Origin of the sequence: Streptomyces kronopolitis (genome assembly GCF_014646275.1) — a bacterium.
Classification (GTDB): domain Bacteria; phylum Actinomycetota; class Actinomycetes; order Streptomycetales; family Streptomycetaceae; genus Streptomyces; species Streptomyces kronopolitis.
Genome location: NZ_BMND01000002.1, coordinates 512831 through 527726, shown reverse-complemented (window position 1 = coordinate 527726; position 14896 = coordinate 512831). Strand labels below are relative to the sequence as shown.

Genomic DNA, 14896 nt, shown 5'->3' with positions numbered 1-14896 from the left:
GGCGACCTCCGCCGCCGCGGCCCACGGGGCCCGGGCCGCCGCCCGCAGCGCCCGGCGCCGGCGCAGCCCGGTGAGGTGGTCGACGTACAGACCGCCGTCGAGGTGGTCGCACTCGTGCTGCAGGCAGCGGGCGAAGAAGCCGGTGCCGGTCACCGTCCGGGGCTCGCCGCCGGCATCGGCCCCGGTCACGACGGTGCGGTCGTGGCGCGGGGTGCCGGCCTCGATGCCCGGGAGCGACAGGCAGCCCTCGGGGCCGCGGAAGACCGGGCCGTCCGCCTCGACGAGCCGGGGGTTGACCAGGTGGCCGAGGTGCCGGCGGTCCTCGTCGTCGGGGCAGTCGTAGACGAAGACCCGCAGCGGCACGCCGATCTGGTTGGCGGCCAGGCCCACGCCCTGCGCGGCGTACATCGTCGCGAACATGTCCTCGACCAGTTGCCGGAGCGCACCGTCGAAGGCGGTGACCTCCTGGCAGGGCTCGGTCAGGGCCGGGTCGCCGAGCAGGCGCAGGGGGTGGACACGTCCGGAACTGCCCTGGATGGTGCGGGAAGGCATGGGGGTAAGGGTACGGCCAGGGCCGCATCGGATGTCGCCGCACGGGTGGCGGGGTTCGGGCCCACCGCCGGATCTCGATAGGCTGATCCCCGACCGAAGCCCCGGCCGGTCATCGGCTGCGGAGGAGGCGTTCCACCGGCAGCGGTACGGCAGGGGGGCGCCGGATGCAAGGAGGATCAAGGACGATGGCAGGCAACACGGAGCCGCTGTCGCCGCGGGCCAAGCTGGCCGTGACGGCGGGCAAGGCCGCGGCGGCGGTATCGCGCGCGGCGGGCCGCGGCAGCGGATCGGTGATCGGTGGCCGGGTGGCGCTCAAGCTCGACCCCGACCTGCTCGCGCGGCTGGCCGGGCACCTGGACGTGATCCTGGTGTCGGCGACGAACGGCAAGACGACCACGACCCGGCTGATCGCCGAGGCGCTGCGGGCCAGCGGCCCGGTGGTCTCCAACGCGCTCGGCGCCAACATGCCGGCCGGTATCACCTCGGCGCTGGCCGGCGGGTCGGACGCCAAGTACGGCGTCATCGAGGTGGACGAGAAGTACCTCGCCGGCGTGGCACGCGATGTCACGCCGAAGGCCATAGCGCTGCTGAACCTCTCGCGCGACCAGCTCGACCGCGCCGCGGAGACCCGGATGCTGGCCGAGCACTGGCGCGAGGGCCTGGCCGGCTCCAAGGCGCTGATCATCGCCAACGCGGACGACCCGCTGATCGTGTGGGCGGCCTCGTCGTCCGCGAACGTGGTGTGGGTCGCGGCCGGCCAGGAGTGGAAGGACGATGCCTGGTCCTGCCCCTCGTGCGGTGGTGTGATGCAGCGGCCGGGCGAGGACTGGTTCTGCGGCGAGTGCGGCTTCCGCCGCCCCACGCCCAGCTGGGCGCTGTCCGGCGATCATGTGCTCGATCCGCACGGCAGTGCCTGGCCGATCAAGCTCCAGCTGCCGGGGCGCGCCAACAAGGCGAACGCCACCACGTCCGCCGCGGTCGCCGCCACCTTCGGGGTGCCGCCGCAGGTGGCCCTGGAGCGGATGTTCTCGGTGCAGGCGGTGGCCGGGCGCTATGACGTGGTCTCGTTCATGGACCGCGACCTGCGGCTGCTGCTGGCGAAGAACCCGGCCGGCTGGCTGGAGACGTTCTCGCTGATCGACCCGCCGCCGACCCCGGTGATCATGTCGGTGAACGCGCGGGGCGCGGACGGCACCGACACCTCGTGGCTGTGGGACGTCGACTACACCCGGCTGGCCGGGCACCCGCTCTTCGTGCTGGGCGACCGCAAGCTGGACCTCGCGGTGCGCCTGGAGGTCGCGGGACTCGACTTCCATGTGTGCGAGAACCTCGACGAGGCGGCGCGGATGGCCCCGCCCGGACGGATCGAGGTCATCGCCAACTACACGGCCTTCCAGGACCTGCGCCGCCGCGTGGGCAACTGAGTGCGGTCCACCGACCTTACGGACAAGGACGAGCGAGCATGAGTGACAACAGCCTGCGCCTGGTGTGGATCTACCCGGATCTGCTGAGCACGTACGGCGACCAGGGCAACGCCCTGGTGGTGGAGCGGCGGGCGCGCCAGCGCGGCCTGGACGTACAGCGCCTGGACGTGCGCTCCGACCAGCAGATCCCCACCTCCGGCGACATCTACCTGATCGGCGGCGGTGAGGACCGGCCGCAGCGGCTGGCCGCGGAGCGGCTGATCCGTGACGGCGGACTGGGCCGCGCGGTCTCCAACGGCGCGATCGTCTTCTCGGTCTGCGCCGGCTACCAGATCCTGGGCCACGAGTTCGTCAACGACCTCGGGGAGCGGCAGCAGGGCATGGGCCTGCTGGACGTGGTGAGCACCCGCGGCGAGGCGGAGCGCTGCGTCGGCGACGTCCTCGCCGACATCGACCCGCAGTTGGGCCTGCCGCCGCTGACCGGCTTCGAGAACCACCAGGGCGTCACCCACCTGGGCAAGACGGCCCGGCCGTTCGCCAAGGTGCGGTTCGGCAACGGCAACGGCGTCGGCGACGGCTACGAGGGCGCGTACAGCGACACCGTCTTCGGCACGTATCTGCACGGTCCGGTGATGGCCCGCAACCCGCACATCGCCGATCTGCTGATCAAGCTGGCACTGGACGTGAACGCGCTGCCGCCGGTGGAGGACCGCTGGTACGAGGCGCTGCGCCAGGAGCGGATCGCGGCGGCCACCCAGCCCGCGTGAGGCCGGTGGGCGGCGCCGTCGAGCGCTCCGCTCGCATGTGACGTTTGCCGGAATCGCACCCCTTTCGTACGCCCGCAGTCCCGCACTGCGGGCGTTCGTGTGCCCGATGGCTCCGCGCTTGTAGGGTGAACGGGATACAACCGGACGACGGGGTCCGGGCCCCCGGTTGAGTTGCAGAGGGTTTTCGAGCAATGCGTATTGGTGTCCTCACCTCCGGCGGCGACTGCCCCGGTCTGAACGCCGTCATCCGGTCCGTCGTCCACCGCGCCACCGCTGATCACGGCGATGAGGTGATCGGCTTCCGCGACGGCTGGAAGGGCTTGCTGGAGTGCGATTACCGCAAGCTCGACCTTGATGCCGTCGGCGGCATCCTGGCGCGCGGCGGCACCATCCTCGGCTCCTCGCGGGTGCAGCCCGCCCATCTGCGGGACGGCGTCGAGCGGGCCCGCGGCCACGTCGCCGAGCTGGGCCTGGACGCCATCATCCCGATCGGCGGCGAGGGCACGCTGAAGGCGGCGCGGCTGCTGTCGGACGCGGGCCTGCCGATCGTCGGCGTGCCGAAGACCATCGACAACGACATCGCGGTCACGGACGTGACGTTCGGCTTCGACACCGCGGTGGGCGTCGCCACCGAGGCGCTGGACCGGCTCAAGACCACCGCGGAGTCCCATCAGCGGGTGATGATCGTCGAGGTGATGGGGCGGCACACCGGCTGGATCGCGCTGCACTCGGGGATGGCGGCCGGTGCGCACGCCATCGTGGTGCCGGAGCGGCCCTTCGACATCGACGAGCTGACCGCGCGGGTGGCCGAACGCTTCGAGGCCGGCAAGAAGTTCGCGATCGTGGTCGTCGCCGAGGGTGCCAAGCCGCGCGAGGGCAGCATGACCTTCGACATCGGCGGCAAGGACATGTACGGCCACGAGCGCTTCGCCGGTGTCGCCCGGCAGCTCTCCGTGGAGCTGGAGGACCGCCTCGGCAAGGAGGCCCGGCCGGTCATCCTCGGCCATGTCCAGCGCGGTGGGACGCCGACCGCCTACGACCGGGTGCTCGCCACCCGCTTCGGCTGGCACGCCGTCGAGGCCGCGCACCGCGGCGAGTTCGGCATGATGACCGCGCTGCGCGGTACGGACATCACGCTGGTGCCGCTGGCCGAGGCGGTCGAGACGCTCAAGACGGTGCCCGAGGCGCGCTATGACGAGGCCGAGTGCGTGCTGTGAGCACCGCACGCCCGGCGCGTTAGACCGGGCCCGCAACGGGTCCCACCCCGGTTCCGCAACGCCCCGTCGCACGAACCGCCCCCGGCCGATGTTCCGGCCGGGGGCGGTTCTAGTCTTGTGGCCGGACTATCGGTACGAATCAGGAGCGAGCGGATGGATCACAGCGGGCACGGCATGGACGGCATGAACATGGATCTGCCGCCGTTCACGCTGGGGCGGGGCCTGGAGTTCGGTGGTGATCCGTTCTTCCTCGTCGGCTGCCTGCTGGGACTGGCGCTCTACGGCTGGGCGGTGTTCCGGCTGCGGCGGCGCGGGGATTCCTGGCCGGTGGGCCGGACCGTCGCCTGGACGCTGGGCATCCTGACGGTGGCGCTGGTGATGTGCACCAAGCTGAACGACTACGGCATGGCGATGTTCAGCGTCCACATGGTCCAGCACATGATCATCAGCATGCTCTCGCCGATCCTGCTGCTGCTCGGGGCGCCGGTGACGCTGGCGCTGCGGGCGCTGCCGACCGCCGGGCGCGGGCGCAAGGGCCCGCGCGAGCTGCTGGTCGCACTGCTGCACAGCCGCTACATGCGGATCATCACGCACCCGGCATTCACCATCCCCCTCTTCATCGCGAGCCTCTACGCGCTCTACTTCTCCCCGCTGTTCGACTTCCTGATGGAGTCGCGGGCCGGGCACATCGGGATGATGGTGCACTTCCTCGCGGTCGGCTTGGTGTTCTTCTGGCCGATCATGGGCGTCGACCCGGGCCCGCACCGTCCCGGCCATGTGATGCGGATCCTGGAGCTGTTCGCGGGCATGCCGTTCCACGCGTTCTTCGGGATCGCGCTGATGATGGCCTCGGAGCCGATGGTCGACACCTTCGTGCACCCGCCGGCCTCGCTCGGCATCGAGGCGCTGTCGGACCAGACGGCCGCCGGCGGCATCGCCTGGGCGTTCAGCGAGATCCCGTCCGTCGTGGTGCTGATCGCGCTGGTCTTCCAGTGGTACCGGTCCGACGAGCGGCAGTCGCAGCGCGCCGACCGGGCCGCCGACCGCGACGGCGACAAGGATCTGGTCGAGTACAACGCCTACCTCGCCTCGCTCCACGCGCGGGGGCGCTGACGGCAGGCCCGCCACTCTGGCGGTACGGGCCGCGGCCGGGGACGATGGTCCCATGGCCGCGGCCCGCGGCATGGACGCCCGGGCCGCCGTGAGGAGGTTGCGGGTATGCCCGGATCTGCGAGAACGATGGCCGTGTGCACGGTGGGCGGACTGGTCGTGGCGACCGCCTACACCGTGGCGTTGGGCGCCAATGGCTGGCTCTGGTTCTCCTGGGTGGTGCTGGCGCTGGTGACGATCGGGATGGTGGCCGCGCGACCCGTCTGAGCGCCCCGCCCGGGCGGCCCGGAGCACGGGCCCGTGGTGGGCCCGGGGAGCCCGGACGCGGCCCGGCTCAGGCTCAGGCTCAGAACCGGAAGACCGGCCCGGTGGCGGAGTCCATCGTGCAGGCGTTGGGGAACTCCTTGCGCCAGTTCACCGGGCTGCCGCGCCAGGTGCCGGTCGCGGTGACGGTGACCGGGTCGAACTCCCGGGTGCAGCTGTGCGGCTCCCCGGGCAGGGCGTCCAGATCACCGTGCGCCCAGGTCAGCGCGTCACAGGCGGCGCGCGCGTGCGGATGCCGGCGGTAGGCGTCGGGGCAGCTGAGCCGTACCCCGCGGACCCAGGTGTTGGCGGCTCCCGACACGGTGAGCTGCAGGCCCTGGTCCATCGGCGGCTCGTCGGCGCCGGCCGGGACGGCGCAGAGCACGCCCAGCAGGGCCGTGGAGAGGGCGGCGAGCGCGGCGGTACGGGCGGATCGGCGTCCACGGCTCACGGACATCGAGGTCTCCTGGGAACGTCGGCGGGATCGGGTGCGGGGCCGACAGGACGTGGCGCCCGGCGGCCCCAGGCCACCCCGCCGGACGCCGGCGGGCAAGTGGCCACGCCGCGAGGTCGCCCGTACGGGCCCTGGATCCACGCCCAGGAGACAAGAAGGTGACCGGCAACGGAGGAGGCGGCTCCGTTGCCGGTCACCGGACCGGGGTCAGCCGACGCGCTCGATCCGGGCGTGCCGGATCAGGTTCTTCCCCGCCTCACGGACCTGGTCGAAGGCCGCGTTGTTCAGCAGCACACAGCTGCCCGAGGGCGAGGTCACGGAGACCGTCGTCGACTTGTCGTTGTCCAGGTTGGTCACCTTCAGCTTGGTGCCGGCGGGGAACTGGCCGCTGGACGCCGCCGGTGCGCCGCCCTCGCCGGACAGGGTCACCGTCGAGCCGGGGCAGACCACGTCGCCACCGCCGCCCGACGAGCCACCCGCGGCGGGCGGGGCCGCGGAGGCGGAGGGGTCACCCGAGGAGGACTGACCCGCCGAGCCGGGCGGCGCCGTCGAGGAGGCGGGCGGGGCGTCACCGCCCGGGGACTGCTGCGCCGGCGGGGCACCGGCCGAGTCCTCGCCGCCCTCCGAGGAGCAGCCGGCGGCCTTCTGCTTGACCTGGATCTCCTTGATCACCGCTTCCCGGTTGGCGATCCGTGCCGCCGACTGGGAGTCCGGGTGGGCCCGCTGGTCGGCGATGAACTTCTGGTTGTTGCTCAGCGCGGTGGACAGGCCGTCACAGGCCACCGATGCCTGGCTGGTGCCCGTGGTGGCGATGGCGATACCGCCGACCAGCGCCGCGGCGCTGACGCAGACGACGATCTTCTGGCGCCGGCCGGCTGTTTTCTTCCGGGACATCTCTGCACTCCTGTTCTCGGCCTGGAACCGTGGATTCAGGCGCGGTTGCCGGACAGTACGCCGGGCCAACCCGGCGTCGTTCAGCAGAAGTTGAAAGTTGTCCGCGGATGCCAAAGGGGATCCCGGACGGCGGGCGCGTCTGCCAGGCTGCGGGGATGCGGGGCGCCGGCCGGGGTGCGCCTGGGATGTCCTCCGGCCGGCGTGGCCGCGAGCCGTGAGCCCGCGCCCCCGGGCTGCGGGCTGCGGGCTGCGGGCTGCGGGCTGCGGGCTGCGGGCTGCGGGCTGCGCCAGGGCTCCATGGGGCGCGGCGCAGGGTCAGCCTGGCGCCCGCCGTCCGGACCTCGTCCGCCCGTTTCCGGGCCTCGCGAACCGGGTGCCGCCACGCGGCCGCCGCGCGCACGCACATCCGTCCCGCGTCTCCCACCGGCCTTCCGCCGGGCCCTCGGGCTGTCCACACGTCAGCATCGATCCGGCCGAAGGTGGTTACAAGTAGCGGCATGTGCTCATAAACTCACTGGCTGTCCCGGGCCCTCATGACCTTGAACGGCCTCCCCCCATGGCAAGCCAACCGAAAAGGGAGCTGCTCCGTGCTCTACCAGGTGCTGAAGTACCTCCTCCTCGGACCACTGCTGCGGCTGGTGTTCCGACCGCGGATCGAGGGGCTGGAGCACATCCCGGAAGAGGGCGCGGCGATCATCGCGGGCAACCATCTGTCGTTCGCGGACCACTTCGTGATGCCGGCGATCGTGCCGCGCCGGGTGACATTTCTGGCCAAGGCCGAGTACTTCACCGGGCCCGGCCTCAAGGGGCGGCTGACCGCGGCGTTCTTCCGCGGGGTGGGGCAGATTCCGGTGGACCGCTCCGGGGGCCGCGCCTCCCGGGCGGCGCTGTCCTCGGGGCTTTCCGTCCTGCGCAAGGGCCACCTCCTGGGGATCTACCCGGAGGGCACCCGCTCGCACGACGGCCGGCTCTACAAGGGGCGGACCGGGGTCGCCTCGATGGCCGTCATCGCGGGTGTACCGGTGGTGCCGTGCGCGATGATCGGCACCTTCGAGGCCCAGCCGACCGGCCGGCGGCTGCCGCGCGCGATGCGGATCACCATCCGCTTCGGCGCACCGATGGACTTCGCGCGGTACGAGGGCATGGAGGACGACCGCTTCATCCTGCGTGCCGTCACCGACGAGATCATGTACGCGATCCTCACGCTGTCCGGGCAGGAGTACGTCGACCAGTACGCGGGCGAGGCCAAGGCCGAGGCACAGGCCCAGGCACGCGCTCAGGGACGGCGGGGACAGGGGAAGGAAAAGGCTCAGGTGAAGGGGCAGGGCCCGGCGAAGGGAAAGAGCCCGGCGAACGAGAAGGGCCCGGGCAAGGAATAGGCGCGCCGGCCGGACGGCGACGCGAGCGGGGCGGCCGGGAAGATCCCGGCCGCCCCTCTCAACTCTCTGCCGTGCGGATCAGGGAGCGGCCGGAAGGTCGGCGGCACCCTTCGCGGCGGCGGCCTTGGCCGTGGCCTTGCCCGGCTGGGGCGTGGCGTGCGGAGCGCAGGTCACGTCCTTGGCGTCGGTCTTCCCCTCCAGGAAGTACGCGTCGACCCGGTCGTTGATGCAGGGGTTGACCTGGCCGGTGACACCGTGCGAACCGGCGTCCCGCTCGGTGATCAGGCGGGAGCCCTTGAAGCGGTGGTGCAGGTCCACGGCGCCGCCGTAGGGCGTGGCCGCGTCGCGCTTGCTCTGCACGATCAGCACGCTCGGCAGGCCCTTGCCCGTCTTGACGTCGATCGCGCGCTGCTGCTTGGCCGGCCAAGTGGCGCAGGGCAGGTTCATCCAGGCGTTGGACCAGGTCATGAACGGTGCCTTGGCGTGGGTGCGGGTGTTGTCGCGGTCCCACTTCTGCCAGCTGGTGGGCCACTTGGTGTCGGTGCACTCGACGGCCGTGTAGACGGCGTTGCCGTTCTCCGCGGCGATGTTGCCCGCGGTGTCCTTGAGGTTCGGACCGGCGTTCTCGACCAGCGGCTTGCTGTCACCGGAACGGTAGGAGCTCCAGACCTCGGCGACGGTGGCCCACATCGAGTCGTAGTACGGCGCGTTCTGGAAGAAGCCGGTCAGCTCGGCGGGGCCGACGACACCACCGATGGGGTCCTTCTTCGCGGTCGCCCGCAGCTTCTCCCAGGCCGCCTGGACCTTCTGGGGGGTGTCCCCGATGTGGTAGGCGGCGTCGTTCTTGGCGACCCACTTCTTCCAGTCGCCCCAGCGGGTCTCGAAGGCGACGTCCTGGTCGAGGTTGGCCTGGTACCAGATCTTCTCGCGCGAGGGATCGACGACGCTGTCGACGAGCATCCGGCGGACATGACCCGGGAAGAGCGTCCCGTACACGGCGCCCAGGTAGGTGCCGTAGGAGACGCCCAGGTAGTTGAGCTTCTTCTCGCCGAGCGCGGCACGGATCACGTCCATGTCGCGGGCGGTGTTCGCCGTCGTCATGTACGGCAGCAGGCCGTGGCTGCGCTCGGCACAGCCCTCGGCGTACTCCTTGGCGAGCTTGCGCTGGGCGCGCTTGTCGGCCTCACCGGACGGCACCGGGTCGGCCTTGGGGGCCTTGACGAACTCCTGCGGGTCCATGCAGGAGATCGGCGCGGAGTGCCCCACGCCCCGGGGGTCGAAGCCCACGAAGTCGTAGGCCTTGGCGGTCTTGGCCCAGAGCGGGTTCTTGGTGGTGATGCGGGTCGGGAACCGCATGCCCGAGCCGCCGGGACCGCCGGGGTTGTACACGAGGGAGCCCTGTCGCTCCTTCTTGTCGCCGGTGCTGACGGCCCGGTCGACGGCGATCTTGATGGTGCGGCCGTTGGGCTTGGCGTAGTCGACGGGGACCGCCACATAGCCGCACTGGATCGGTGACTTCAGGCCCCAGTCGGCGGGGCACTCCTGCCACTGGATGCCCTTCTTGGCGGCGCGCGCGGCGGCGGTCTGTACGCCGCGCGACTCGGCCGATCCGCCCTGGTGCCGCTCACCGGCGGTGGCGGGGGTGGCGGATATCGCTCCGGCGAGGAGCGCTCCCGTCACCAGGGTGCCGGCGGCGCCGAGTGCTGCAGATTTTCTCACGTGGTCAATTCCCCCTGCATGGTGCGCCACTCGTGGCGGCGTTGATCACAGGCTTACAGAGGGATCCTGACGTGTGCCGTCCCCGCTTGAACAGGTCGGGCCCGCAATTCTTTACCAAGCTGTAGGTATCCGGCCGCCGGGGAGCCGCTCCGTCGGTGTACGCGGGGGGGGCGCTCGGGACGGCACCCGTGCCCGCCCCGGACGGCCGGAAGGCCGCTGCCGAACGACCGGGGCTGCTCAGAGGTACCTCCCCATTCCGGCCAGAGTCGCCGGCCGACGGCGCCCGCGCCGCCCGGGCCCGCGCTCTACCAGCTCAGCCGCCACCGTGAGGGGAATATCGCGCAATTGACCGAGCGGCGACAGCGCAGCCACCAGGCTCAATGGTGGCAGCAGGACGCCAACCTCCTTACTGACCTGGCCGGTTGTCGTCCGGCGCGGAGGCTGCCGGAGGGGGCGTGCAGGGGCGAGAATACGTCAATTGCCGTAGACCTGCCCATCAGGCATGTGCCAGGCGCACCCTTTCAGTAACCTTCCGTGAAGGCTCTCCCACTCACCGCCACGGGAGGGCTTCGGCGTTTCCGCCCGCAGCCGAGTCGTTCAGAAGGAGATCCGAAGTGCCGGGAATCGATCAGGTGTTGTCCCAGGCCATGGGAATCCCGGGCGTGCTCGGCGCCGGGCTGATCGACTGGACCAGCGGGCTGACGCTCGGCACGGCGGGGCAGGCGCCGCACGGCGACCACGACGCGGCCGCCGCCGACACCGCCGATGTGGTGCAGGCCGTGACGCGCAACGCCAGCTTCGACACCGCGGGGGCCGGCGGTCCGGCTCTGGAGGACCTCATCATCACGGCCGCGGGCAGCTACCACCTCATCCGCTTCGTGCACACGGCCTTCGACAGCCAGACCTATCTCTACCTCTGGCTGGACCGCGCCCAGGCCAATCTCGCCGTGGCCCGGCTACGGCTGCGTGATCTGGCGGCGGAGCTGGTCGCGTCCTGACGGCGCGCTCCGCCACCTCGTACGAACGGTAAGGGAACCACCATGGGCCTGCCCATATCTCCTCCCCCGCCCGCTCCGGCCGGGCTGCTCGACCGGTTCGCCGCCGAACGCGTCACCGGCGCCCTCTCCGGTCCGCACGGCTGCTTCTACTTCCTCGACGGCGCCGTCTACTGCATAGAGAGCACCGCCGCCCCCGGGCTCGGCAGCCGCCTCACCGCGGCCGGCAAGCTCCCGCCGCAGGGCTGGGAGCACGCCGCCGAGGCGGCCGGGGAGCGGCGGACCGGTGGCCGGTTCCTGGTCGAGGAGGGCTGGCTGACCCAGGGCGAGCTGGAGATCTGCCATCTCGCCGCGCTGCTCGACGCGGCGTTCTTCGCCCTGGAGCTGCCGCCCGAGGCCGCCTCCTTCACCCCCGGGACGGCGCACTGGCTGGGCGTCATACGCCCGGTCAGCATCACCGCGCTCCAGCAGGCGACGGCCCGCCGCCGGGCGCTGCTCGACCGGCTGCAGCCCTGGGCGGCGGCCGACACCTCCCCCGTCATACCCGCCGGCACCCCCGTACCGGCCGCCACCACGCGCCGCCAGCGGCGGCTGCTCGACCGGGCCGACGGCCGGCACACGCCCTACGAACTGGCCCGGCTCCTGGGTGAGTCGGCGTTCGCCACGCTGCTCGACATCCGTCTGCTCGCCGCGGCCGGGCTGGTCCTCGTCCCCCCGCCGCCGGCACCGCTGCCCCGGCGCCGCCCGGGCGCCTGCCTGGACGCCCCGCCCGCGCCGGCCACCGCGCCCCACCCGGCTCCCGCCCCGCAGCGATCGGTGCCGGACATCTTCGACACCACCGATCCGAACATCGCCCTCCTGGTCCGGCTGCGTACGGCACTGGAGGAAGAACTGTGAGCTTTTCCGCGGGAATCCGGTGCACCCCATGAGGCGCGTCATCAGAGCGCGCGTCACGAAAAGGAGACTGATGACGATCGAACCCCGGATACGGGAGGAACTGCATACGCTGCGCCATCAGGTCCGCCATTTCCAGGGCGGAATGGTGGCGAGCGTCGACGGCATGGTCATCGCCCATGATCTGCCGGACATCGAACCGGACGGCCTGGCCGCGCTCACCGCCGCGGCGATCGGGGTCGCCCAGCGCCTCACCGAGGCGACCGGCCAGGGCGCCTTCGAGGAATCCCTGACCAGGGGCGCCAGCGGCTATATCGCGGCCTATTCGGCCGGCCGCCGCGCGGTGCTCACGGCCGTGGCGAGCCCGGCCACCAATGTCGGGCGGCTCCATTTCCAGGCCAGGAAGGCCGCGGAACGCATCGGCGCCCTCGTGGACGCACCGGCCCGCCGATAACGCCCCACGCACCGGAACCCGGACCGTACTCCCCAGAACCCGGCAACACCGTCAAAGAATCGAAAGGTCTGACCCGTCATGGCTCAAATGGAAACCGCTCTCTCCGACGCGATGTCCAGCATCGAGGGCGCCGTCGGCGTCGCCCTGGTCGACTACACCAGCGGGATGGCCCTGGCCGCGCTGGGTGACAACCAGGCGCTGGACCTCAACGTCGCGGCGGCCGGCAACACCGATGTCGTACGCGCCAAGATGCGCACCATGGAGATGCTGGAACTCACCGGCTCCATCGAGGACATGCTCATCACCCTGACGAACCAGTACCACATCATCCGCCCGGTGACCGGCAAGAGCGGGCAGGGTCTCTTCCTGTACCTGGTGCTGGACCGCAAGCGCGCCAACCTCGCGCTGGCCCGTCACCGGCTCGCCAAGGTCGAGACCGACCTGGAGGTGTGACGAGGGGCGCCGCCGTCACCCGGCGGCGGCGCTCCGCCCGGCCTCGTCCAGCAGCCGCCGCAGCCGCAGCGCGTCCGGGGCGACGGCGGTGGCCAGCGCCGCCGGACCGGCGAGCGGCGCGAGCACCCCCTGTCCCTCGTGAGCCGCGGGCCGCTCGCCCGCCGCCCCGCCGAGCAGCCGCACCTCCACCGCCCGTTCCTCGAACTCCGGTGCCACGACAAGGAGTTGACCGAGCGCCCGGTGTCCGCCCAGGACGGCGGTGCTGTCCCAGCCGGTGGCGCCGGGCCCGTAGGCCGTCTCCTGGTCGAGCAGGGTCCGGCCGGCCCGCCGGACGACGATCCTGCTGCGCAGCGCACCGGTCTCCTCACCGCTGCGCCCCAGGACCTGCTCCTCGCGGAGCACCAGGTGGGCGGTGGCGGCGAGTTCGACGGTGGTGGTCATCCGCAGGTCGCTGCCCGCGGCGGAGATCAGCGGCTCCGGCAGCCAGTCGAGCCGTGCCCCCTCGCCCACCGTCACCCGCACGTCGTAATGGGCGGGCTCGCCGGTCCGGCCGGGCAGCGCGACGGTCGCGGCGGCGGTCGTCAGGTGCAGCGCGGCGCCCGCCTCGACGGTGGCCTCGATGCCCAGCCGGTCGCCGCCGAGCGGTGCGCTCATCGCGCTCACCACGCAGACCCGGGCCGGCCGGCCGTGCGCGCCGACGCGGCGCAGCGCGAACGGCCCGTCGCCGTCAAGGACCGGCAGCCGGGTCACCCCGTCGCCGCCGGCCCGCGCGAGCATACGGGCGGTGGCGCGCAGCCCGGCGGTGGAGGGCGCGGGTGCCCGCTCGTGGTGGGCCGGTGGGGGCGGTGCGAGGGTCATGCGCGGCCCGCGGCCCAGTCCGCCAGCCGCCCGCGGACCCAGTCGGAGACCGGCCGGACACCGTTCTCGGTCTTCAGCGCGGTGAAGACCACCGGCAACTCCCCGCGCTGCGCCTTGGCGTCGCGGGCCATGCCCTCCAGGTCGACACCGACGTACGGCGCGAGGTCGGTCTTGTTGATGACGAGCAGGTCGGAGGTGGTGACACCGGGGCCGCCCTTGCGCGGGATGTCGTCGCCGCCGGCCACGTCGATGACGAAGACCTGCGCATCGACCAGGCCCTTGGAGAAGGTGGCCGTCAGGTTGTCCCCGCCGGACTCGACCAGCACCAGGTCGAGGGGGCCGACCGCGTCCTCCAGGTCCTCCACCGCCTCCAGGTTGGCGGAGATGTCGTCGCGGATGGCGGTGTGCGGGCAGGCCCCGGTCTCGACGGCGGCGATCCGCTCGGCGGGCAGGACGGCCTCGCGGAGCAGGAACTCGGCGTCCTCGCGGGTGTAGATGTCGTTGGTGACGACGGCGATGGACAACTCGTCGCGCAGGGCGCGGCAGAGCGCGGCGACGGTGGCGGTCTTGCCGGTGCCGACCGGGCCGCCCAGGCCGATGCGCAGGGCGCGCCGGGTGCCGTCGGGGCGCTCGGCCCGGGCGGCGCCGTAGGTGTGGCGCTCCGGGAAGGTTTCCGGGTGGTCGAGGTGCATGGTCACTCCGTGATTCGTACGGCCGGGGCGCGGCCGGCGGGGTCAGGACGCGAAGAGTCGTACCGGCCAGGCGGCGTGCTGCTGGGCGGTGATGTCGAGCAGCGGCGCGGAGGCGGCGGGCAGGGCGTCGGTCCCCTCGGCGGTGATCCGCTCCGCGGCGTCGGCGCCCCGTCTGGCGACCCGGTCGAGGTCGTCGGCGAGGCGGGCGAGCACGGCGGTGGCGTCGAAGGGGTCCAGGCTCAGCAGCCGGACGGCGGCGGTGGCCGGGCCGCTGAGGGTCTCGTAGGCGACGGCGTGCGCGGCGTCCAGCGGCGTCAGGCCCGCGGACCGGGCCGCCAGGCCCAGTACGACGGGCTGGTGGGCGCCGCGGGGACGGGCCGCGGCGAGCGCGTCGAGGGCGGGGGCGGGCCAGGTCGCCCGGGCGGCGCGCATCAGCTGCCGGCCGAGCCGCCGGGCGGTCTGCCGCAGCGCCGGTACGGGCGTCCGCGCGTCGGCGGCGTCGTCCAGGAGGAGCGGGTCGTGGCCGGCGGCGGCCGCGGCGGCGAGCCCGGCGGCGACCAGGCCGGCGGTGTGCAGCCGGCCCCGGCAGAAGGTCTCCAGGGTGGCGGCGTCGGTAAGCCGCCCCGCGGCGACGGCCGCTTCGGCGCCGCCCGAGTGGGCGTGCCCGCCGGCGGGGAACCGGCCGTCGGCGAGGATCAGCAGCGCGGCGCGGCTCATCGGCGCTCCGGGAC

The 14896-nt window shown here is 72.6% G+C and carries 17 protein-coding genes; 10 read left to right on the top strand and 7 right to left on the bottom strand.

Annotated features, from left to right (window positions below):
• Positions 1–552 (bottom strand): peptide deformylase (def, locus tag IEY78_RS04295; protein ID WP_189096159.1); only part of this gene is annotated, 552 nt, incomplete at its 3' end.
• A 185-nt stretch (positions 553–737) separates the two neighbouring features.
• On the opposite strand from def, the gene IEY78_RS04290 reads away from it, so the two are divergent.
• The 5 genes from IEY78_RS04290 (at position 738) to IEY78_RS04270 (ending at position 5337) form a co-directional block, all read left to right on the top strand.
• Positions 738–1976: a Mur ligase family protein gene (locus IEY78_RS04290; protein ID WP_189096158.1), complete on the top strand. Its 1239-nt coding sequence runs from the start codon at positions 738–740 to the stop codon at positions 1974–1976.
• Between the two features lie 38 nt (positions 1977–2014).
• Entirely contained in the window at positions 2015–2743 is a 729-nt protein-coding gene (locus IEY78_RS04285) for a type 1 glutamine amidotransferase (RefSeq protein ID WP_189096157.1), read from the top strand.
• A gap of 191 nt (positions 2744–2934) precedes the next feature.
• Positions 2935–3960: a 6-phosphofructokinase gene (locus tag IEY78_RS04280; RefSeq protein WP_189096156.1), complete on the top strand. Its 1026-nt coding sequence runs from the start codon at positions 2935–2937 to the stop codon at positions 3958–3960.
• Between the two features lie 153 nt (positions 3961–4113).
• Positions 4114–5073 carry a cytochrome c oxidase assembly protein gene (locus tag IEY78_RS04275; protein WP_189096155.1) on the top strand — a complete coding sequence of 320 codons (960 nt, stop codon included), beginning with the start codon at positions 4114–4116 and terminating at the stop codon, positions 5071–5073.
• Between the two features lie 105 nt (positions 5074–5178).
• Positions 5179–5337: a hypothetical protein gene (locus tag IEY78_RS04270; RefSeq protein ID WP_189096154.1), complete on the top strand. Its 159-nt coding sequence runs from the start codon at positions 5179–5181 to the stop codon at positions 5335–5337.
• Positions 5338–5416: 79 nt separating this feature from the next.
• Here the strand turns inward: IEY78_RS04270 and IEY78_RS04265 are convergent, their stop codons facing one another.
• Both IEY78_RS04265 and IEY78_RS04260 read right to left on the bottom strand, forming a co-directional pair.
• On the bottom strand, positions 5417–5830 hold the full coding sequence (locus tag IEY78_RS04265; protein ID WP_189096153.1) for an SSI family serine proteinase inhibitor: 414 nt from the start codon (positions 5828–5830) through the stop codon (positions 5417–5419).
• Between the two features lie 204 nt (positions 5831–6034).
• Entirely contained in the window at positions 6035–6721 is a 687-nt protein-coding gene (locus IEY78_RS04260) for an SCO2207 family protein (RefSeq protein WP_189096152.1), read from the bottom strand.
• 587 nt (positions 6722–7308) lie between these two features.
• Between IEY78_RS04260 and IEY78_RS04255 the strand changes: the two genes are divergently transcribed.
• Complete coding sequence (locus IEY78_RS04255; protein ID WP_189096151.1) at positions 7309–8100, top strand: lysophospholipid acyltransferase family protein; 792 nt, start codon at positions 7309–7311, stop codon at positions 8098–8100.
• Between the two features lie 78 nt (positions 8101–8178).
• Here the strand turns inward: IEY78_RS04255 and IEY78_RS04250 are convergent, their stop codons facing one another.
• Positions 8179–9819, bottom strand: a complete 1641-nt coding sequence (locus IEY78_RS04250) for an alpha/beta hydrolase (RefSeq protein WP_189096150.1) — start codon at positions 9817–9819, stop codon at positions 8179–8181.
• A 614-nt stretch (positions 9820–10433) separates the two neighbouring features.
• On the opposite strand from IEY78_RS04250, the gene IEY78_RS04245 reads away from it, so the two are divergent.
• From IEY78_RS04245 to IEY78_RS04230, 4 genes are all read left to right on the top strand, one after another.
• The gene (locus IEY78_RS04245; protein ID WP_189096149.1) at positions 10434–10817 is read left to right on the top strand and encodes a hypothetical protein; all 384 of its coding nucleotides are present in this window, start codon (positions 10434–10436) and stop codon (positions 10815–10817) included.
• 42 nt (positions 10818–10859) lie between these two features.
• A complete protein-coding gene (locus IEY78_RS04240; RefSeq protein ID WP_189096148.1) occupies positions 10860–11711 on the top strand; it encodes a hypothetical protein in 852 nt (283 codons plus the stop codon).
• Between the two features lie 70 nt (positions 11712–11781).
• A complete protein-coding gene (locus tag IEY78_RS04235; protein WP_189096147.1) occupies positions 11782–12162 on the top strand; it encodes a roadblock/LC7 domain-containing protein in 381 nt (126 codons plus the stop codon).
• 78 nt (positions 12163–12240) lie between these two features.
• Positions 12241–12615, top strand: coding sequence for a roadblock/LC7 domain-containing protein (locus IEY78_RS04230; protein WP_189096146.1), 375 nt, complete (start codon positions 12241–12243; stop codon positions 12613–12615).
• Positions 12616–12630: 15 nt separating this feature from the next.
• Here the strand turns inward: IEY78_RS04230 and IEY78_RS04225 are convergent, their stop codons facing one another.
• Genes IEY78_RS04225 through IEY78_RS04215 form a run of 3 tightly spaced genes read right to left on the bottom strand, consistent with a single transcriptional unit; the run spans position 12631 to position 14882 of the window.
• A complete protein-coding gene (locus IEY78_RS04225; RefSeq protein WP_189096145.1) occupies positions 12631–13473 on the bottom strand; it encodes an urease accessory protein UreD in 843 nt (280 codons plus the stop codon).
• Positions 13470–14165, bottom strand: a complete 696-nt coding sequence (gene ureG, locus IEY78_RS04220) for an urease accessory protein UreG (protein ID WP_189096210.1) — start codon at positions 14163–14165, stop codon at positions 13470–13472. Before ureG ends, IEY78_RS04225 begins: the two co-directional genes overlap by 4 nt.
• Positions 14166–14207: 42 nt before the next feature.
• A complete protein-coding gene (locus tag IEY78_RS04215; protein WP_189096144.1) occupies positions 14208–14882 on the bottom strand; it encodes an urease accessory protein UreF in 675 nt (224 codons plus the stop codon).
• Between the last annotated feature and the right edge of the window lie 14 nt (positions 14883–14896).